Origin of the sequence: Paraburkholderia fungorum (assembly GCF_046027215.1) — a bacterium.
In the GTDB taxonomy this organism is placed as follows: Bacteria; Pseudomonadota; Gammaproteobacteria; order Burkholderiales; family Burkholderiaceae; genus Paraburkholderia; species Paraburkholderia fungorum_D.
Genome location: NZ_JAQQEN010000002.1, coordinates 1,696,409 through 1,716,438, shown reverse-complemented (window position 1 = coordinate 1,716,438; position 20,030 = coordinate 1,696,409). Strand labels below are relative to the sequence as shown.

19 protein-coding genes are annotated in these 20,030 nt (G+C 63.7%); 8 read left to right on the top strand and 11 right to left on the bottom strand.

Translation table 11 applies throughout. The annotated features are described in order from the left end of the window. The first annotated feature begins 151 nt into the window (after window positions 1-151). A complete protein-coding gene (locus PQR27_RS28190; RefSeq protein ID WP_408526880.1) occupies window positions 152-676 on the top strand; it encodes a hypothetical protein in 525 nt (174 codons plus the stop codon). Between the two features lie 102 nt (window positions 677-778). Here the strand turns inward: PQR27_RS28190 and PQR27_RS28185 are convergent, their stop codons facing one another. Then, window positions 779-1,942: a metallophosphoesterase gene (locus PQR27_RS28185; RefSeq protein WP_408526879.1), complete on the bottom strand. Its 1,164-nt coding sequence runs from the start codon at window positions 1,940-1,942 to the stop codon at window positions 779-781. Between the two features lie 366 nt (window positions 1,943-2,308). Between PQR27_RS28185 and PQR27_RS28180 the strand changes: the two genes are divergently transcribed. Further along, window positions 2,309-2,638 (top strand): hypothetical protein, encoded by a 330-nt coding sequence (locus PQR27_RS28180; RefSeq protein ID WP_408528324.1) that lies wholly within the window; start codon window positions 2,309-2,311, stop codon window positions 2,636-2,638. A gap of 37 nt (window positions 2,639-2,675) precedes the next feature. On the opposite strand, the gene PQR27_RS28175 is transcribed toward PQR27_RS28180, so the two are convergent. Next, the gene (locus PQR27_RS28175; RefSeq protein ID WP_408526878.1) at window positions 2,676-3,260 is read right to left on the bottom strand and encodes a malonic semialdehyde reductase; all 585 of its coding nucleotides are present in this window, start codon (window positions 3,258-3,260) and stop codon (window positions 2,676-2,678) included. Window positions 3,261-3,403: 143 nt separating this feature from the next. On the opposite strand from PQR27_RS28175, the gene PQR27_RS28170 reads away from it, so the two are divergent. The 5 genes from PQR27_RS28170 (at window position 3,404) to yjfF (ending at window position 9,144) form a co-directional block, all read left to right on the top strand. Further along, window positions 3,404-4,003 (top strand): alpha-ketoglutarate-dependent dioxygenase AlkB family protein, encoded by a 600-nt coding sequence (locus PQR27_RS28170; protein ID WP_408526877.1) that lies wholly within the window; start codon window positions 3,404-3,406, stop codon window positions 4,001-4,003. Between the two features lie 282 nt (window positions 4,004-4,285). Continuing rightward, a complete protein-coding gene (locus tag PQR27_RS28165; protein WP_408526876.1) occupies window positions 4,286-5,269 on the top strand; it encodes an ABC transporter substrate-binding protein in 984 nt (327 codons plus the stop codon). Window positions 5,270-5,411: 142 nt separating this feature from the next. Further along, window positions 5,412-7,022, top strand: coding sequence for a sugar ABC transporter ATP-binding protein (locus tag PQR27_RS28160; RefSeq protein ID WP_408526875.1), 1,611 nt, complete (start codon window positions 5,412-5,414; stop codon window positions 7,020-7,022). Next, on the top strand, window positions 7,019-8,050 hold the full coding sequence (locus PQR27_RS28155; RefSeq protein ID WP_408526874.1) for an ABC transporter permease: 1,032 nt from the start codon (window positions 7,019-7,021) through the stop codon (window positions 8,048-8,050). The genes PQR27_RS28160 and PQR27_RS28155 overlap by 4 nt, the downstream gene beginning before the upstream one ends. Beyond that, window positions 8,047-9,144 (top strand): galactofuranose ABC transporter, permease protein YjfF, encoded by a 1,098-nt coding sequence (gene yjfF / locus PQR27_RS28150; RefSeq protein ID WP_408526873.1) that lies wholly within the window; start codon window positions 8,047-8,049, stop codon window positions 9,142-9,144. The genes PQR27_RS28155 and yjfF overlap by 4 nt, the downstream gene beginning before the upstream one ends. A gap of 100 nt (window positions 9,145-9,244) precedes the next feature. On the opposite strand, the gene mdcH is transcribed toward yjfF, so the two are convergent. Genes mdcH through PQR27_RS28110 form a run of 8 tightly spaced genes read right to left on the bottom strand, consistent with a single transcriptional unit; the run spans window position 9,245 to window position 16,245 of the window. Continuing rightward, the gene (mdcH, locus tag PQR27_RS28145; protein ID WP_408526872.1) at window positions 9,245-10,177 is read right to left on the bottom strand and encodes a malonate decarboxylase subunit epsilon; all 933 of its coding nucleotides are present in this window, start codon (window positions 10,175-10,177) and stop codon (window positions 9,245-9,247) included. Beyond that, window positions 10,177-10,866 (bottom strand): malonate decarboxylase holo-ACP synthase, encoded by a 690-nt coding sequence (locus tag PQR27_RS28140; protein ID WP_408526871.1) that lies wholly within the window; start codon window positions 10,864-10,866, stop codon window positions 10,177-10,179. The genes mdcH and PQR27_RS28140 overlap by 1 nt, the downstream gene beginning before the upstream one ends. Then, on the bottom strand, window positions 10,866-11,681 hold the full coding sequence (mdcE, locus tag PQR27_RS28135) for a biotin-independent malonate decarboxylase subunit gamma (protein ID WP_408526870.1): 816 nt from the start codon (window positions 11,679-11,681) through the stop codon (window positions 10,866-10,868). Before mdcE ends, PQR27_RS28140 begins: the two co-directional genes overlap by 1 nt. After that, complete coding sequence (locus tag PQR27_RS28130; protein WP_408526869.1) at window positions 11,678-12,553, bottom strand: biotin-independent malonate decarboxylase subunit beta; 876 nt, start codon at window positions 12,551-12,553, stop codon at window positions 11,678-11,680. Before PQR27_RS28130 ends, mdcE begins: the two co-directional genes overlap by 4 nt. Further along, a complete protein-coding gene (locus PQR27_RS28125) occupies window positions 12,550-12,864 on the bottom strand; it encodes a malonate decarboxylase subunit delta (RefSeq protein ID WP_408526868.1) in 315 nt (104 codons plus the stop codon). Before PQR27_RS28125 ends, PQR27_RS28130 begins: the two co-directional genes overlap by 4 nt. After that, window positions 12,852-13,799 carry a triphosphoribosyl-dephospho-CoA synthase gene (locus PQR27_RS28120; RefSeq protein ID WP_408526867.1) on the bottom strand — a complete coding sequence of 316 codons (948 nt, stop codon included), beginning with the start codon at window positions 13,797-13,799 and terminating at the stop codon, window positions 12,852-12,854. The genes PQR27_RS28125 and PQR27_RS28120 overlap by 13 nt, the downstream gene beginning before the upstream one ends. Before the next feature lie 2 nt (window positions 13,800-13,801). Continuing rightward, window positions 13,802-15,463: a malonate decarboxylase subunit alpha gene (gene mdcA / locus PQR27_RS28115; RefSeq protein ID WP_408526866.1), complete on the bottom strand. Its 1,662-nt coding sequence runs from the start codon at window positions 15,461-15,463 to the stop codon at window positions 13,802-13,804. Window positions 15,464-15,471: 8 nt separating this feature from the next. Further along, window positions 15,472-16,245 (bottom strand): GntR family transcriptional regulator, encoded by a 774-nt coding sequence (locus tag PQR27_RS28110; RefSeq protein ID WP_408526865.1) that lies wholly within the window; start codon window positions 16,243-16,245, stop codon window positions 15,472-15,474. A 174-nt stretch (window positions 16,246-16,419) separates the two neighbouring features. On the opposite strand from PQR27_RS28110, the gene PQR27_RS28105 reads away from it, so the two are divergent. Continuing rightward, entirely contained in the window at window positions 16,420-17,718 is a 1,299-nt protein-coding gene (locus PQR27_RS28105) for an MFS transporter (RefSeq protein WP_408526864.1), read from the top strand. Between the two features lie 113 nt (window positions 17,719-17,831). Here PQR27_RS28105 and PQR27_RS28100 read toward each other — a convergent pair whose 3' ends face one another. After that, the gene (locus tag PQR27_RS28100) at window positions 17,832-19,970 is read right to left on the bottom strand and encodes a TonB-dependent receptor (RefSeq protein ID WP_408526863.1); all 2,139 of its coding nucleotides are present in this window, start codon (window positions 19,968-19,970) and stop codon (window positions 17,832-17,834) included. Window positions 19,971-20,030 lie beyond the last annotated feature (60 nt).

Here is a 20,030-nt window from a genome sequence, read left to right as displayed (position 1 = left end):
CCCGTCGTGCCGTTTTTTTCGGTGCTCAGTCCGCGTCTCGTCTTCTCACGATTTTGCACAAGGGTTGTTCGGCAGGCCATGCGCCATGATCCGCGCGCCTTCGATCAGCACGGCGCCGTCGCTTTCCGCTGTTCACCCAATTGAGGAATGTATGAAAAATAAAGCTCTTGGCATGATTGCCGGTACATTGCTGGCCGCTGCTCCGCTCGTCTCTTTCGCCGCTGGTTTGCCCGCTCCCTTTGAAGGCAGCAGCACGCTGCAGGCTGACGGTGTCGTGAAATCAGTCGATCAGGCGAAACATTCGGTGACCGTCATTGACGCGCAGGGTGGTGAAGCGTCGTTCACGGTTACGGATGCCGGCAGCCTCGGGCAGGTCAAGCCAGGTGGCAAGGTGCACATCCGGATGACGCGCAACGCAATCGTTAGCGTCACGCGTGGCGCGGCGGGTCACGCCGTGGCGGCGCAACCCGCCGCGGGGGATACCGTGCAGGGCGTGGCCGCAGAAGTTCAGGCGATCGATCACGCTTCCGGCATCATGTCCTTGAAGGGTTCGAATGGCGCGGTGTTTCACATTCAGGGGCGTGAGCCGGCCAAGATCGCTAACGTGACGCCGGGCATGCAGGTGTCAGTGGCATACACGCCGCAGGTCAGCGTGGCCGTGGCGCCGGCGCAGTAACCCATATAAGCCGAAGCGGCGCATTTGCGCCGGCGCGCGGATGTCCTTCCAGGAGGCATCCGCGCTTTTTTTTTGCCGCGCGATCCTGCGCGGCGTAGTCCTTTATTCAGGCTCGCCAGGCACGAGCCGCAATCGCGTGATTTCCGAAGGCGCACCGAGGCGTTTCGGCGGACCCCAGTAGCCGGTGCCGCGGCTCGTGTACACCCACAATCCATTCAGGCGAGCGAGACCGGCGGTGAATGGCTGCTGTAAGCGCACAAAGAAATTCCACGGGAAGAATTGACCACCGTGCGTATGGCCGGAAAGCTGAAGCGTGAAGCCGGCCGCCGCCGCTGCTTCCGCGGACCGTGGCTGGTGGGCGAGCAGCACCTTGATCAACACGTCGCCGGGTGCACCGGCAAGTGCAGCGACCGGGTCGCTACGATGCAGTGGATCGTGATGCCCGGCCGAGTAGTCGGTCACACCGGCAATGACGGCGCGTGCGCCGTCATGATTCACGATCACGTGCTCGTTAAGCAGCACGTTCAGTCCAAGGCGCCGGAATTCGTCGATCCATGCGTTCGCGCCCGCGTAATACTCGTGATTGCCGGTCACGAGGAAGGCGCCGTGCCGTGCGCTGAGACGCGACAGTGGCTGGGTATGGTTGGTCAATTGCGCCACGGTGCCGTCTACCACATCGCCGGTGACGGCAATCAGGTCCGGCTTCAGACGATTCACCGCGTCAACGATCGCGTCGACGTAACGGCGCTTGATGGTCGGGCCAACGTGAATATCGCTGATCTGGACGATTGTGAAACCGTCGAGCGCGGGCGGCAGATCGTCGATCGGCACCTCGATCGTCACGACCCGGGCACGGCGTCTCGCGTTGAACAGCCCAATCAGCGTCGAGAGCAACGCGAGCAATGGCACGGCCGCGGCGGAGTCGGTACGCAAATGCGCGAGGCCGACGGTGTTCGGCCAGATGGCATCGACGGTCAGGAGCGATGCGAGTACCAGGTCACGCGCGAAAGTCAGCACCAGCAGTGAGGAAAAGAAGCCCATCGCCAGAAGACCGACCCACGCGAACCGGTCGCTGAGTGGTTGCCGTTTGATGGTGCGCGCCAGCATGCCGAGCGGAATCAGAAAGATCGACAAGACCAGCCACAACGCACACAGCCACCGGCCGGTAGCATTGATTGGCAGATCCGGAATCAGACGGAAACCGACATAGATATGCAGCAGGATGCCAATCAGGATGAAACGAACGAGAAACGATGAGCGGCGCATAGAGAGGATAGAGGCGGGAAGGGGCCGACACGATCGGTAGATGGCGGCGGTTGCCCGTCAGGCGGAGTAATGAGATAGCGGACGGGCCGAATCATTCTACCGAGATGTGCAGTCGCTTGCCGGCCATGCTGGATTCGAGTCGAACGGCGCGACCCTGCGCACGACTGCCGATGGCGGCAACTCCCGCATTGCAGCATCCGCGCACCTACATGAGACACATTGAAGTGGCCGCGGCAACTAATTAAATGGTCTTTGAATTGAGTTCGCGCGTGGACTATGCTGAAAGTGAACCGCGCTGCACCTGGCCGTAGCGGCTCGGCGGCGGTTCGTTCTATCGCCGGCAGAGGGCGAGGCAGGAGACGCATGATGAAACTGCTCAGATCAGGTAATCAACTGCACCACGAACATCACGCGCACCACGTGGGGTATGAGGGAAGCCACGTGATGCTGCCGCTGGTGGTCATATCCCTGATGGCAATCGGCTTGTACTTCGGCGTGCGCGACATCGACTTTTCGGAACTTGGCAAAAGCGCGTTGTTCGATGTGGTGATGGTGTGCGTCGCGTTGGGTATCGCCGGCCTGTTCGGTGTCGTCGGTGCGTGGTTGCGCTCCAATGGCGACGAAGCGGAGGAAGGCTTCTGTTTTATCGGCGCGTTGATCGGCGCCCTCGTGTTCTACGTGGCGCTCCTCAGATAAACGCGCCGGCATCAACACCGGCGCGTCCGGACTCCGTTCAGGCGATCCGCGCGGCTTCGTCGAAAGTGAAGCGGGGGCTGCGTTGGAACAGTATCGACGCGTCGCCGTAGCCCAGGTTAATCAGGAAGTTCGCCTTCACGCTGGTGCCTGCGAAGAAGGCTTCGTCGACCTTTGCCGCATCAAAGCCCGACATCGCACCGGTGTCCAGACCGAGCGCGCGTGCGGCGAGAATCAGATAGCCGCCTTGCAGCGTCGAATTGCGAAAGGCCGTGTCCGAGATCGCCTTGTCGTTGCCGGCAAACCAGCTGCGCGCGTCGGCATGCGGAAACAGTTTCGGCAGATGCTCGTAAAACGCCATATCCATCCCGACGATCACCGTAACCGGCGCCGCCATCGTCTTCTCGAGATTGCCGGGCGACAGGGCTGGGCGCAGCTTCTCTTTTCCTTCCGGCGTTTTGACATAGACGAAGCGGCCGGGACTCGAATTCGCCGAAGTCGGCCCGAGCAGCACGAGTTCGGTGAGCTGCCTGAGCACGGCATCGTCCACCGGTTTGGGCTGCCAGCCGTTATGCGTGCGCGCTTCGCGAAAGAGCTGATCGAGCGCCTGATCTGAAAGAATCATGATGGTGTTCCGGTAGGGTCCAGAGTGAAAGAAGCGAATGACAACGCAACCCGCATGCGTGAGTGGCGCCGCCGTAGCCGCCATAATAGCCAAGGTAATCACTCGGGCACGTGCTGCGTACGCAAGCGCATCCAGGCAATCTCATGACGGATCTTTTCGATGACCTTCCCACGCCCGACGTCGCGTGGTACCCGGACTGGCTGGCGCCCGACGCAGCAGCGCGCGCGCTGGCGCAACTCATCGACGAAGTCGAGTGGCGTCAGGACATGATCGGCACGCCCGCCGGCCGTGTGCCGCTGCCACGGTTGACGGCCTGGCAGGGCGAACCGGACGCGGTCTATGTCTATTCGGGCATACGGAACGTACCGCAGCCGTGGACCCGCACCGTCGCCGAACTGAAGTCTGCCGCTGAGGCCGTCTGCGACGCGCGCTTTAATAGCGTGCTGATCAATCGCTATCGCAGCGGCGCCGATAGCATGGGGTGGCACGCCGACCGCGAGCCTGAGCTCGGCGCCCAGCCTGTGATCGCATCGGTCAGCCTGGGTGTGGCGCGCACGTTCGATTTGCGGCACAACAAGACCGGTGTCATGCAGTCGTTTTCGCTGAAGGGCGGTAGCCTGCTGGTGATGAAGGGCAGTACGCAGGCCGACTGGCGGCATCGTGTGCCGAAAGAGCCGCGCGTGGCGGGCGAACGGATCAATCTCACGTTCCGTTGGGTGACGCCGCGCGAGCTCGTCCGCTAGGCCTTTCGTGTGAATCGGCCGCGGAGCACTTAAACACATAAAAAGCACACCTGATGCGCTGCGGATTGCCGCCGATACGGGAGCAAGCTGCGCAATCCTGTCCACGTCCATCCACGGCCGATCCCACACGCGATACCAAAATTGGTATCGCGGACTCGAATCATATGATTGGACGGGTAACGCCCCAGACACTACGCTACATCACGATCCACGCTCCGCGAAGGGCCGGCAGCGGCGGGCGGTTTGATGGGTCGCCAACACAACAACGATCAGGAGACAGTCATGGCGAATACACGACGCGCCGCTTGTCGTGCGTTAGGCGCACTCGCATTCGCGGGCATCGGAGCGCTGACGCTGGCAACGCCAGGCGCATACGCGCAAGACAAGCAGATCACGCTCGGCTTCGCGCAGGTCGGCGCGGAAAGCGCATGGCGCACGGCCAATACCGAATCGGTCAAGTCCGCGGCCGCGGAAGCGAAGATCAAGCTCAAATTCTCGGACGCCCAGCAAAAGCAGGAAAACCAGATCAAGGCGATCCGCTCCTACATTGCGCAGAAAGTCGACGTGATCGCGTTTTCGCCGGTGGTCGAATCGGGCTGGGAGCCTGTCTTGCGCGAGGCCAAGGCTGCGAAAATTCCCGTCATCCTGACTGACCGCAACATCGACGTGAAGGACACGTCGCTCTACGTGACGATGATCGGTTCCGACTTCATGGAAGAAGGTCGGCGCGGCGGCCATTGGCTCGCGGATCACTATAAAAGTGATCCGGGCCCCATCAACATCGCTGAACTTCAGGGAACGGTCGGCTCGGCGCCGGCTAATGACCGGCACTCCGGTCTGATCGAAGTCATCAAGAGCGATCCCAAATTCAAGATCATCGCGTCGCAAAGCGGCGACTTTACGCTTGCCGGCGGCAAGCAGGTGATGGAAGCATTTATAAAAACTTATGGAAATAAAATAAATGTAGTTTATGCGCATAACGACGATATGGCGCTTGGCGCCATCCAGGCGATGGAAGAGGCCGGCATGCATCCGGGCAAAGACATCGTCGTGGTGTCGTTCGACGCGACCAAGGGCGGCTTCCAGGCGATGGCCGCGGGCAAGATGAACGTCGATGTGGAGTGCAGTCCGCTGCTGGGACCGCAACTGATGTCGGCCGTGAAAGATGTGGTGGCTGGCAAGCCGCTGCCCAAGCGTATCCTGACGGAAGAAACCGTCTTCCCGATGAGCGTCGCGGCCCAGACTTTGCCGACACGCAAGTACTGAGCGTCCTACTGGACGAAGGCGAAATACGGATAGATTGCAAGGGTTTCTCCAGTGGTGCCTGACCGCCCGGCTGCTTCGTTAGCGGGCGGTCTCTTTTCCGCTGACCCTACCGACTCACTGCACCGCCGATCGAGCGAGGTTTATGACGCATCCCGCTTCCGAACCGCATCCGCCGGCCATCAACACAGTCGCAATCGACACCGGCGCGGCCTTTACCTCGAACGAACTCGAGCCCATTCTTGCCACCGCCGGCGTCAGCAAGACGTTTCCGGGCGTCAAAGCGCTTCAGCGGGTCGACTTCCGCCTGTTTCCTGGCGAGATTCATACGCTGATGGGGCAGAACGGCGCCGGCAAATCCACCCTGATCAACGTGCTAACCGGCGTAGTCGCGCCCGACGCGGGCACGATCCACCTCGGCGGCGAGATGGTCGCGTTCGCCTCGCCGCAGGAAGCGGAAGCGGCCGGCGTGCGCACGCTGTATCAGGAGGTGAATCTGTGCCCGAACCTCTCGGTGGCGGAGAACATTTTCGCGGGGCGGCAGCCCAGGCGCTTTGGCGCGATTGATTGGCCCGATATCAAGCGGCGCGCCCAGGCGGCGCTCGCACGCCTCGATGTGTCGCTCGACGTCACCCGCTCGCTCGACGCCTATCCGATCGCCGTGCAGCAGATGGTGGCGATCGCCCGGGCACTGTCGGTCGACGCGCGCGTGCTGATTCTCGACGAACCGACCTCGAGCCTCGATGACAGCGAAGTTGCCCAGCTTTTCAAAATACTTCGGCATCTTAAGCAATCGGGTATTGCGATTCTGTTTGTCACGCATTTTATCGAGCAGACTTACGCCATCTCCGATCGCATCACCGTCATGCGTAATGGCGAACGCGAAGGCGAATACCTCGCGCGCGATCTGCCGGCCGATCAACTGGTCTCGAAGATGGTCGGTCACGAGCGGATGAGCGCGCGTTTGCGCGAGGCGGCGCACGTCGCGCACGATGTCCAGGCCGGGCCGCAGGGCAAGCAGGGCGGCCAGCCGTTCATCGAATTGCGCGGGGTCGGCAAGCGAGGCACGATGCAACCGATCGATCTCGACGTGCAGCCGGGCCAGATTCTGGGCCTGGCCGGGTTGCTCGGCTCCGGCCGCACGGAAACGGCGCGTCTGCTGTTTGGCGCCGATCGCGCCGACAGCGGCACCATCATGGTGGAAGGCCGCGCTGTACGGCTGCGTTCGCCGCGCGATGCGGTCCGTCACGGCATCGGCTATTGCGCCGAAGACCGCAAGAAGGAGGGCATCGTCGCCGAGTTGTCGATCCGCGAGAATATCCTGCTGGCGTTGCAGGCGAGGCGCGGCTGGCTGCGCAAGATCAACCGGCATCGCGCGCGCGAACTGGCGGATCAGTGGATCGAGCGGCTCGGCATCAAGACGGCGGACGCCGAGCAGCCCATCGCGCTTCTTTCAGGTGGAAACCAGCAGAAGGCGTTACTGGCGCGCTGGCTTGCCACCGACCCCAAACTGCTCATTCTCGATGAGCCCACACGCGGTATCGACGTCGCGGCCAAGTTCGACATCATGGACCGTTTGCTGGCGTTGTGCGCGAACGGCCTGAGTATCCTGTTCATCTCGTCGGAGATCAGCGAAGTGCTGCGCGTCAGTCATCGCGTAGCGGTGCTGCGCGACCGCCGCAAGATCGCGGAGGTGGCCGGCACCGCGTCGAACGAAGACAACATCTATCGACTCATCGCGGGGAGCGGCGAATGAAGCTATCGAACTGGTTCGTGCGCGACGGCGTGGAGCGTCCGTTGATCTGGCCGTGTGTGACGCTGGTTTTGTTGTGCATCCTCAATCTGTGGGTGAATCCGCATTTTCTGTCGTTGCGTATGCTCGACGGCCACCTGTTCGGCGCACCGATCGACGTACTGAATCGCGCCGCGCCGCTCGCGCTGGTCGCCACCGGCATGACGCTTGTGATCGCGACGCGCGGCATCGACATTTCGGTCGGCGCGGTAGTGGCGATTGCCGGCGCCGCGGCCGCCACGATCCTGGCAACGCAACCCGCGCCGGGTGCCGGGCTGATCGCGCAGGCGTTGATCGCAGCGCTGATTGTCGGCGTATTGAGCGGGATGTGGAATGGGCTGCTGGTGTCCTTTGTCGGCATGCAACCGATCATCGCGACGTTGATCCTGATGGTTGCCGGGCGTGGCATCGCGCAACTGCTGACGGCCGGGCAGATCATTCCGATTGGCGCACCGGGCTATCTGTTCGTCGGCGGCGGCTATTGGCTCGGCGTGCCGTGTTCGGTGTGGATCGCCACCGTTGCCGTGCTGGCCACCGCGGCGCTGGTGGAGGGCACCGCGCTCGGCCTCTTCATTCGCGCGATCGGTGTCAATCCGGTGGCGACGCGGCTCGTCGGGTTGCGCTCGAAAGCGCTGGTGTTCGCGGTGTACGCTTTTTCGGGTTTGACTGCATCAATGGCGGGCATTCTCCTCAGCTCGAATGTGCGCAGCGCCGACGGCAACAATGCCGGGTTGCTGCTCGAACTCGATGCGATCCTGGCGGTCACCCTCGGCGGCACGTCGCTGCTCGGCGGCCGCTTCAGCCTCGCGGGTACCGTGCTCGGCGCACTGATCATCCAGACGCTCACCTACACCACCTATTCGATCGGCGTGCCGCCTGAAGCAACCCTCGTGGTCAAGGCGGCCGTGGTGCTTGCGGTGAGTGTGATCCAGTCACCCTCGGCGCGTTCGCTCGCCATGTCGTTCGTTACGCATCGCGGGGTGGCGCGATGAGACGACTCCTCGATGCCTGGGCCCATATCGTCGATCCGCGCACGCTGCCGATCGCCGTCACGATCCTGCTGTTCTGCGCCTTGTTCGGTTTCGGCTCGGTGATGTACACCGGCTTCTTCTCGTGGCAAGTGTTGCTCGATCTGCTGGTCGACAACGCGTTTTTGCTGATCGTCGCGATTGGCATGACCTTTGTGATCGTGTCCGGCGGGATCGATCTGTCGGTGGGCTCGGTGGTGGCGCTGACCACCATCGTCGAAGCGGTGCTGTCCGAGCACATGCATGTGTCTGTCTGGCTGATCGTGCCGATCGTGCTGCTGATGGGGACGGTGTTCGGCGCCGTGCAAGGCGCGTTGATTCACTTCTTCCGTTTGCAGGCATTCATCGTGACGCTCGCCGGCATGTTCTTCGCGCGCGGCTTGTGCTTTCTCATTACGACCCAGTCCATCACGATTAGCGATCCTACGTTCCAGAAGATCTCGGCATTCCGCCTCGACATCGGCGTTGGCTCGGTGACTGCCAACGTGTTGATCGCACTCGTGACGCTGGCTGTGGCCATCTATGTCGCGCATTTCACGCGCTTTGGCCGCAACGTCTATGCGATCGGCGGCAATGCGCGCTCGGCGCTGCTGATGGGCTTGCCGATCGCGCGTACGCGGATCGGCGTGTATGCGCTGAGCGGTTTCTGTTCGGCGCTCGGCGGTGCGGTGTTCACGTTCTACGTGCTGTCGGGCTACGGCTTGCAGGGACAGGGGATGGAGCTCGACGCCATCGCCGCGACGGTGATCGGCGGAACCCTGCTGACGGGCGGTGTCGGCTATGTGATCGGCTCGCTCTTTGGCGTGGGCATTCTCGGCACGATCCAGGCGCTGATTACCTTTGACGGTACGCTCAGCTCGTGGTGGACGCGCATCGTGATCGGCGCATTGCTGTGTGCGTTCTGCCTGCTGCAACGGTTGATCGAGCGGCACGCAAAATCGTCGCGGCGTCCGGGCGGCACCGGCGCGGTCGTGACGCCGGGCCGCGCACGCGGTCACCCGGATACAGCCGCGTCCGATACACATGCGATCGGACGCGCGCCAGAACAGGCTCTCTAGCTCTAGCGTTTTTTATGTCGAATGCGTTGTCGACGTTGCAGGAGATCTTTGTCGAATAGGCGAAGATGCCGGCGTCGGTTAAAGCGACAGTGAACCGGCGTCAATCCAGTTGGAGGCGTCTTCGCGCGGTCGCGACCAGTTTGTCGAACGCGTAGGTGCTCGCGGCCAGCGCGGCAGAGTCCGGAAAGTGCTCGCGGGTAATGTCCGTCAACACCTGGCCTGGCGGCGCTTCGATCAGCACGCGCGCGCCCATTTCCTGCATGACGGTGAGTGCGTCGAACCAGCGCACGGTGTAGCGCATATTGGTCGCAAGGTCGTCGCGAATAGCGTCGGCGGTGTACAACGGCCGGCCGCCGCGATTGCCAATATAGATGCTTTGCGGCGCGTGAAAAGGTACATCCTGCGCGTATGCGATCAGTTCATCCGTGGCATGCGCAAGTAGTTCGCAATGCGATGGCACGCTGACCGCAAGGCGCGTTGCCTTGCGCGCGCCTGCCGCCAGTGCGCGTTCAATAAACGTGTCCAGCGCGTCGTTCGCACCAGCCATGACAATCTGGCGTGGCGCGTTCACGTTGCCGACATACACTCGCGGATGGCCTGCGTTCGCATGCTGCGCGGCAAGCGTGTCCAGTTGATGCTCGGTCAAACCTGAAATGGCGGCGAGGCCATAACCCGAGGGGTACGCCGCCTCCATCAGTTCGGCGCGCTTGCGAACCATCCGCAACGCGTCAGCAAAGCGAACCGCGCCGCAACTAACCGCCGCCGCATAAGCGCCAACCGACAACCCCGCGCTGATTGCCGGCGCAAGCTGTTCGTCCGCAAGTGCGCGCGCGGTAGCCACGCCCGCGACCGTCAAACCGATCTGTACCGCGACAGTCGAGTGCAATGCGTCGGGTGTGTCGAGCGTGAGTACGTCGAGGCCGAGCACCTGCGACGCTTCGTCGAGCGTGTCGTGCACGGCGTGGTGATCCGCGAGGCGGTGCAGGAACCCGTCCGTCTGGGCCCCTTGACCGGGAAACACCAGCGCGAGCATCAGGCGTCACCGTGAGCCGTCGCCCACGGATTGGCAACCAGTTGCGGGCCTTTCGCGTGGCGTGCCATCACGCGTGTTTTGCCCGCTGCCCATTCGGCCAGCGCAACGCCGCCTGCGGGCGTTTCGAGTTGCGCATCCACGCGAATGCCGGCGCCTTGCGCGAGCGCATGCAGATGATCCAGCATCTGACGGGCGGCGTTGTACGGGAGCCGTTCCGGCGCGCGAATCAGCAGGTCGAGATCGCTCGATGCAGTGACCGTCGGCACCTGCGTCGCGAGTTCGAAGCCCGTGCTGCCGGTGGGGCCCCAGACGAATCCGGTCAGCACGCGGGCATCGCGCTGCAAAGCGGCGAGGACTCTGAAAGCAGGCAGCGTACCGCGTGCGGAGGGGGGCGAACACTGCGACAGCGCTTCAGGCGGCGTGACCACCTCAATATCGGCCACATTTGCCCATGTGCCGTAACGCTGGGACCGTGCCAGCCCACGCAAGCCGATCGCGACGACACCCCCGGCGGCCGGCGCGCGCCGCGCGACTGCATACGGCGCGCGCTCGAAGGCTTCGCGAACCCAAGCCGGTTCATCTTCGAACCGTGGAAGGTGGCGCAAGCGCAGCAAATCATGCGCACGCCATCGTGCATCGCACGGCAAGGCGCGATCAGCGGCGAACGGCGGCGCGGCACACATCTGCATCAGACGGCATCCCATTGTTCGGCGAGACGGCGCCGCACTTCAATCGACGCCGCGCGATTCTTCTGCGCCGCCGCCGATTCCAGACGATGCGACAAATCGCGGCCGCCTGCGCGCGCGCTGCGGATCTGCTCGGTCAATACCTGGCGAACGCGCTCGATCTGCGCGGCATCCGGCGCGTCCGCATCGACGCCTTCAATCAGTTGATCGAGCAGGCCAAGCTTGGCAAACGAAGCCATCGAATACGACATCGGCACGATGGTTTCGCCGAGCGCGTCGAGCGCTTCAACGGTGCGCCGCGTGACGCGTGCCGCCGCTTCCTTGCCCATCGCATGAACCATGGTGCCGGGCGCATCGAGGGCGACGATCCGGTTGGCCTGATAGCCGTGTGCGAGGAAGGCGCCCGACATGGCCGGCCCGACGATCAGCGCGATCACGGGATGTCCGGCGGCGCGCGCCGATGCATAGGCGTCCACCGCGGCGGCGCAGGCGAGGTGAATCCCGAGCATTTCCTCGCGATAGCCGTATGCCTGGCTTTTCACGTCGACGATGGCAACGATCGGGCGCCGCACGCCGCTCGCTTCGTCCTGTGCGATCGCTTCGCGCACCACGCGCGCGAGCTGCCAGCCCTGTTCGAGGCCCACGACGTTATCGGTCGCGCGCGGAAAGCGGTTCTCAGGATCGGGGACGACCGCAATGAAGCGGGCGCTTTCGCCGCCGAGCGAGGCATCGCCGCTCCATACCGGCGCCGCGCTGGACGATTCGCCGGCCAGTGCGCGGAACCAGCGCGCGCCGCGGCTCGGAGTGGTGTCGCTCATGCCTGCTCCTCACGCTGATTGGGCGGGTTATAAACCGCACGCATGGTTTCCGGCGTGACACTGGCCGGATCGATTTGCGCGAGACGGTTCAGAAAGATCTCGACCTGTTCGCTGCGATGCGCCGCCGGCACGCCTTGCGCGAAGGCCGAGCGAACGGCGTCGCGCAGAGCCTCCGGATCGTCGTCGACCAGCGTATCCGCGAGCGCGGCCGCCGCGCGTTGCTCGCCGCCGATCAACTGCCAGATGCGGCGGCGATCGCTCGCATCGAGTTCATCGATGCCGGCTTCCTGCTCGATCACCTCGGGCCCGTTCATACCGAGCCGGCCTTGCTTTGTCACAACGAGGTACGAACACAATGCGGCGGCGAGCGACATGCCGCCAAAGCAGCCGACCATCCCCGCGATCACGCCGACCACCGGCACATGCCGGCGCAACGCGACGATCGCGGCCTGGATCTCGGCGATCACCGCGAGGCCGAGATTGGCTTCCTGCAGCCGTACGCCACCGGTTTCGAACAGCACGACAGGGCGCACGATCGTGCCGCGTTCGCAGTCGCGCAGCGCCATCTCGAGCGCGGCGGCGATCTTGCTGCCCGATACTTCGCCGATGCTGCCGCCCTGGAACGCGGACTCGATCGCGGCGACCACCGCCGGCTCGCCGTCGATGGTGCCGCGCGCGATCACGCAGCCGTCATCCGCCTGGCAGACGACACCCTGCAGCGGCAGCCAGGGCGACTCGATCTTGTCGAACGGTCCGAGCAGTTCGCGGAAGCTGCCTTCATCCAGCAGCGCACGGGCGCGTTCGCGCGCCGGCAGTTCGATGAAACTGTCGCGCAGCATCGGCGCGGAAGGCGCGGGGGCGGCGGTGGTCATGCGTCGTCTCCCAGTTCCGCGGCTTCGACGGCCTCCGCGAGCCGCAATGCGACGACGCCGGGCGTCGCGCCGAAGTCGTTGATTTCGATTTGGGCGGCGCCGTCGTAGCGGGTGAAGAAGCGATCGAGCACGCTCTTCCAGATGTGGCTATAGCCGTCCACGCTGGTGCGCACCACCACATGCGCGGTCAGTGCCGCGCCATTGCCGGCCGGCGACAGCAGCACTTCCAGATCGCCCGAGCCGACCACGCCGACATGCGCGCGTGTCGTGACGGCGCGTTGCGCCGGATAGTCGAAGGTCAGATGTTCCATGGGACTGAGCTCCCGCCGGCGTCGTGATGGGCCAGCATGTCGAGAAAAAGGGTAGCGGCGAGCAGATCGGCTGCGCCGCCGGGCGATGCATTGAGCGACAGCAATTCGTGTTCGAGCGCCGCAAGCGCGGCGCGGCCGTCCAGTGTCGAACTTCCGCCGGCATCGAGTACGCGGCGCGCGCCGTGTTGCCCGGCGTGCAAGCCAGGCAAACCTGCCCGATGCAGCAGGCAGGTATCGTCGAGCGAGGCCATGATCGAGAGCAGGGCATCGACGCGCGCGGCGTTTTCTTCGACGCCACGCGCGCGCGCGGCGAGCAATGCCGGCAGGCCGATCTCGACGACATGCGGAAAGCCGTCCTGCGCTTCGCGGCGGGCGCCGCCCACCTGGTAACGCTGCCGCGCGCGTTCACCGTGACTATTGGACGGTGCGGCGAAGCGATCCGGGAAGCAGGCAATCTGCGCGGCGCGTGTGCTGATCTGCAGCGCACTTTCGGGTGCGGCGTCGCGTGGCAGCGCCGCACCCGCGACCAGCAGGCCGACGATCCAGATCGCGCCGCGATGCGCGTTGCTGCCGCCGGTGGCATGCAGCATGTCCAGTTCGCCGGCCCGGCCGATCTGCGCGAGTTCGGCACGCAACAGGGCGGACGGCTCGCCACGCCGCCGCGCCGCATGCGCGAGCGCCGCGAAAGTCGGCTCCAGCGCCTGAGCCGAGCGCAGCATGGTAGCGAGATCGAGGTCTCGATGCGCGCCGCTGCCACGCCGGTCGACCAGCGCGGGTTTCGGCGTGAGTTGGGCTTCTTCGATGAGCGCCGTGAGCGCGAAACGCGCAAGCTGCGCATCGGACGGTGTACGGTGCGCGGCCGCAATGCGCCAATCAGCGCGTGCGGCGGGCGTGGACGCTTGCTCCGCGCGCTCGAACAAGGCAGCGGGCGCCATGTTCACCAGCTCCTGAAGCTTGCCGGCGGCGCGTATAGCCCGCCCGACCACGTCACCAGATCGTCGATGCTACGGGCCGCCAGCAACGAGCGCTTCGCTTCGCCGCGGCGGATACCGAGATCTTCCGGAAAGGCGACGATGCCGCGCCGGCGCAACTCGGCCGTCTTCTCCGGCTTCGCGCGCAAGCCGATCGGCGTCACGCCCGCCACCGCGGCCAACGCGGCGCGCCGTTCGTCGACCCCTTCGGCTTTGTGCAGATGCGCAATGCCTTCTTCCGTGACCACATGGCTCACGTCGTCGCCGTAGATCATCACGGGGGCGATCGGCATGCCGCTTTGCGCGCCGACCGCCACCGCATCGAGTTCGTCGACAAAGGTCGGCTCGCCGCCTTTCTTGTAGGTCTCGGCCATCTGCACGACCAGCTTGTGTCCGCGCGATACCGGCCCTTGATCCTTCAGGAGCTTGAGCCATGCCTCGCTCGAATGGCGCCGGCCGCGTGGATCGTGACCCATGTTCGGCGCACCGCCGAAGCCGGCGAGACGTCCACGCGTCACCGTCGACGAATTCGCGTCGGCATCGAGCTGCAAGGTCGCGCCAATAAACAGATCGACACCGTATTGCCCGGCCAACTGGCACAGCACGCGGTTCGAACGCAGGCTGCCGTCGTTGCCGGTGAAGAACACGTCGGGCCGCGCCTCGATATACGCCTCCATGCCGACTTCGCTGCCGAAGCAATGAATGCTGTCGACCCAACCGGATTCGATCGCGGGGATCATCGTGGGATGCGGGTTGAGGGTCCAGTTGCGGCAGATTTTGCCTTTCAGGCCGAGCGCTTCGCCATAAGTGGGCAAGAGCAATTCGATCGCCGCGGTATCGAAGCCGATGCCATGATTCAGTGAAGTGACGCCATAGGGTTCGTAGATGCCGCGAATCACCATCATCGCGGTGAGCACCTGCAGATCGCCGATGTGGCGCGGATCGCGTGTGAAGAGCGGCTCGACCGCGTACGGCCGGTCCGCCTGCACGACCACGTCGACCCATGAGCCCGGGATATCGACACGCGGCAGTTCATCGACAATCTCATTGACCTGCACGATCACGATGCCGTGCCGGAACGCCGCGGCTTCGGCGATGGTCGGCGTGTCCTCGGTATTCGGGCCGGTGTACAGATTGCCATGACGGTCGGCCTTCTCCGCGCACAGCAGCGCGACCTGTGGCGTCAGATCGACGAACATCCGCGCGTACAACTCGACATACGTATAGATCGAACCGATTTCCAGCTGGCCGTCTTCGAGCAATTGCGCGACGCGCAGACTCTGCGGTCCGGCAAACGCGAAATCCACCTTGTGCGCGATGCCGCGTTCGAACAGCGTGAGATGTTCAGGACGGCTGATGCTTGAAATCAGCAGATGCACGTCGTGAATCTTCTGCGGATCCACCTTGACCAGCGAGCGCGACAGGAAGTCAGCCTGCTTCTGGTTGTCGCCTTCGAGCGCGACGCGGTCGCCCGGCTGAATCAGCGTTTCGAGCGCATCGACAATGCGGTGGGACGGCAGGACGCCGTCTTCCAGCCACGGTGCAATGGCGGCGAGGCGGCGGTTCTTTTCGTCGCGCAGCGTGGTCCATGACCGTGCGGTGGGGGATGCCTGGGCGGGTCGTTTCATCGGAGGATTCAGCTCCCGGTGGTGGTACGCGTGCGTTTCGCGCGCGGCTTGGGTTGATTCGCCAGCGCCGCTTCCGCCAGCGCGCGTTCGGTCAGGAAACGATAGAGCAGATCGCCCGTGCCAAGCAGATGCGCGACGACCAGTGACTGGGCCGCGGGGATGTCGCGCCGCTGCACCGCATCGAGCAAGGCGATGTGCTCATTGTCGGATTCGCCTTTATACGAAGGCAAGTCGAACTTCAGGCGCAGATACCGCTCGCCGCGCCGATGCAGCGTGCCGATCATCTCCTCGAGTTGCAAACGCGCGGCCGGTGCATAAAGACTCATATGAAACGCCACATTGCGCTCGACATACAGGGACGGGTCCGCTTCGCGCTCGGCGGCGCGGCACAGGCGGGCGGATTCGCGCAACGTGGCCTCGGTGTGCTGGGGAATCGCGAGGCCAATCGCAAGGCTCTCGAGCGCCGAGCGGATTTCATAGATTTCGCGCGCCTCGTCCGCCGACAACGGCGCGACAGTCGCGCCTTTGTGCACGGCGGCTTTGGCCCAGCCTTCGCTCTCCAACTGACGCAGCGCCTCGCGCACGGGAATTGCGCTGACAGAGAAATGCCGCGCGATCGCGTCCTGGCGCAATGGCGAGCCAGGCGCGAGCGTGCCGTCGACAATCGCCGCGCGCAGCGCCTCCGCGATGACGCGGGACGTGCTCTCGCGCGGCGCTGCCGCGGGGAGAAGCGGGCCGCGCGCCGGGGCGTCCAGGGGAAAACCATCTGTTGCGTCGCTCATAGGATCAAATATTATATATAAAAAGACGCGATTTGCACGCGGACAAACCCGGAAGTTTTTTCAACCCGGGCTGTCGGCGTTGTCCGTTGTTGCAACGGGCATATTTAGTCGATAACAGATGCGCCATACCGTGTTTCCCGTTACGTACGTCAACCGTAGGGCCGGAGGAGCAAGATGAGTTCACTAACCGACCGCACGTCGGTCACTAAGCGTCGCACGCCGCTGAATCGTTCGCAAATCGTAGGCTTTTGGGGCGCGTGGGCCGGCTGGACGCTCGACGGGATGGATTCGTTCATCTACGCGCTCGTGCTGACGCCCGCTCTGACCGAACTGTTGCCGCGCTCGGGGTACGCCGCGACGCCCGCCAATGTCGGTCTCGCCGGTTCGATTCTATTTGCGCTTTTTCTGGTCGGCTGGGGGCTCTCGTTCATCTGGGGGCCGCTTGCGGATCGCTTTGGCCGCACCAAAGTACTGGCCGGCACCATCTTCACCTTCGCCATTTTTACGGGGCTTGCCGCTACCTCGCACAATGTGTGGGAGCTCGGCATTTACCGCTTCATTGCCGGCGTGGGTATCGGTGGCGAGTGGGCGTTGGCGGGGACCTATGTGGCCGAGTCGTGGCCTGAAGATCGTCGCAAGATGGGCGCCGGTTATCTGCAGACGGGCTACTACGCCGGCTTCTTCCTCGCCGCCGCGCTCAACTACACGGTCGGCGTGCATTACGGCTGGCGCGCGATGTTCCTGACCGGCGCGGTGCCTGTCGTGGTCGCCATTCTGGTGCTGCTGCGCGTGAAGGAATCGGAGAAGTGGCAAAAGGCCGAGGCGGGCACGGTGCGCGTGAGCCCGATACGCGAAATTCTCGGGCCGGCGTACCGGCGCCGCACGTGGGCTGCGTGCATTCTCCTGACCATCGCGATCATTGGTTTGTGGGCGGGCGCGGTGTACGAGCCTTCTGCAGTGATCCAGCTCGCCACCAAAGCTGGCATGGCGAAGAACGATGCGATCAGAACCGCTTCGCTCGCGACCGGTCTGCTGTCGATTGCGACGATTCTCGGCTGTCTGGCGCTGCCGCCGATGGCCGAACGCATCGGTCGCAGGAAGACGTTGGCGGTGTACTTCGTGGGTATGGCGGTAGCGATTGTCGGTAGCTTCGGCTGGGCTTTCTATCTGCCGAACGGGCTCGCACCGTTCATTGCGTGGCTTTTCGTGCTCGGCTTTTTCGGCGGCAATTTCGCGCTGTTCAGCTTGTGGCTGCCGGAGCAGTTTGAAACGCGCGTACGGGCGACCGCATTCGCGTTCTGCACGTCGTTTGGGCGGTTTGTCGGCGCGGGTGTCAATTTTCTACTCGGCGCGGCTGTGCTGCATATGCATACGCTCGGCGTGCCGGTCGCGCTCACGGCGGTGGTGTTTATTGTCGGCCTGTTCGTGATTCCGTTTGCGCCGGAGACGCGGGGAGAGGTGTTGCCGCAGTGAGATTGGCCGTTCGGCCGAGTGGCGCGTGACTGAATGACGACTGAAACAGAAAACCGGGCGCAAGGCCCGGTTTCTCATTCAACGCGCTGCAACTATCGCGGCGTCTCGCGCGTTCACATATGCCACCGCGCCGACACCGTCAGCGTGCGCGGCGCGCCCGGCATGTTGTACATATCCGCGTTGCCGTGTGCGGAGATGAAGTACTTGCGGTCGAACAGATTGTCGAGCGTCAGCGCTACATCGACATTCTTGCCGTGATAGCCCGCGCCGAGGTCGAATGTCACGAACGACGGCAACGTTACCGCATCGCTCGCCGAGGTATAGCGCGCCGACTGGAACTGGGCGCCGCCCGCGGCATAGAAACCGTATTTCAGATCGCGCTTGATCCACACGCTCGCGCTATGGCGCGGCATCAGCCCCGGCGTGTTGTCGTGTAGAACCAGGCCCGCGGAACTCGCTTGCGGCGAGCCGTCGACGTTCCCATTCAGATACGCGTAACCCGCATAGACCGACCACTTCGGCGCGATCTCGCCGGTCGTCGACAGCTCCAGACCACGGACGTGCTGCGTGCCGATCGGCAGCGCGTATGTTGGATTGGACGGATCGGCGATCTGCTGATTGGTCTGCTTCATGTCGAACAACGCGACGCTCGCACTCGCGCGGCCCAGGTCGAACTTCGAGCCGATTTCGAAGCTGGTGGTTTTCTGCGGCGCCAGCGACGAACCGTTGGCGAACGCGCCACTGCTGATCAGCGTATCCGCGAGCGGCGAGAACGACTGGCTATACGATGCGTACAGCGATACCCAATCGAACGGTTCATAAATCAGGCCGACGCGCGGACTCCACGCGCGGTCCGTGCGGTCCAGATTCACGTGTGCCGATGTGTAGTCGTTGCGGGTCTGCGTCAGATAGTCGAAACGCAAACCGGCGAGGATCTTCCAGTGCTCGGTCAGCGAGATCAGGTCCTGCGCGTAGACGCCGGCGAGTCCGAGCACCGTCGATGCATTCGTCTTCGCCGGGGTGCCCGGCGTCACACCCGGCAAATCGATGAGTTGCGGATTGTAGAGGTTGTAGGTCGCGACCTTGTTGGTCGAGTAGATGGTGTCGAACTTCTGCTGTTGCGACAGCTCGACGCCGTACAGCACCTCATGCTTCATGCCGAACAGCGTGGCCTTCTGCGTGAGTTCGAACAGACCGTCCACGCCATGATCCTGACGAAAACGCGTGCTCTGGTCGAGCGTCACGACCGGATTCGCCGCCGTCCTGATCGGCTCATACGTGACGTAGTTCTTGCGCTCGAGCGAGAAATCGTACGCGCGGACGGCGGTGTGCAAGGACAGCGAATCGTTGAAACGGTGATCGAGCGAGGCCGTCGCGCTCTTCACGTCGACGTCGTTATAGGAGGTGTTCGCGGCGTTCGCGGAGCCGTAGTACGTATTGATCGGCACGTTGACCGGGCGTCCGAGATAGGCGGGCAGGCCTTGATCGGAAGTGCGGCGGTCGTGCAGATAGTCGGCTTCGAGATTCACGATGGTGTCGCGGTCGATGCGAAATTGCCCGGAAGCCGCCACCGCCTGCCGGTTCAGCTGGAACTGGTCGCGAAAGCTGTTGGAGTTTTCGGCGGCGCCGGTGACGCGAAAACGCGCGGCGTCGTTCGCATTCCAGCCCAGGTCGAATTCGCCGCGCCGTTCGCCTTCGGTGCCGAGGATCACGCCGACTTCCTGCTGCGGATCGGCCGTGGGCTTTTTCAGCACGCGATTCACCAGGCCGCCGGCCGAGCCGCGTCCATAGAGCACGGCAGCGGGTCCCTTCAATACGTCGACGCGTTCGACATTCGACAGATCGCGATAGTAGAGCGCATCGTCGCGAATGCCGTCGACGTACTGGTCGGTGATGTTGTTAAAGCCGCGCAGGGTGATCTGGTCGCGCTGTCCGTCGCCGACCGAAAAACCGATGCCGGGCACGTTGCGCAGCGCGTCCTGCAGCGAGGTCGCGTTCTGCTCGTCGAGCAGCGCGCGCGGCAGGACGTTGACCGTCTGCGGCACATCCATCAGCGACATGTTCATTCGCGTCGCGGTGTTCGACGTGGACGTGTCGTACGAGCGGTCGGCTGCGGCTTTGACGGCGATCGCGGGTAGCGTGCTTTCAGCGCTTCCCGAGGCGGGAGTGGTCTGTTGCGCCATCAAGGGTCGGGCGCCGACGAGGGAGGTGGCAATCAGGAGGGCGTGGTAAGTCTTCTTGTTGACGTTCATAACGACGTTCTTCGAGGTGGATCAGTGGTAGTGGCGATTCAGGAAATCGGAGCGGCCGGG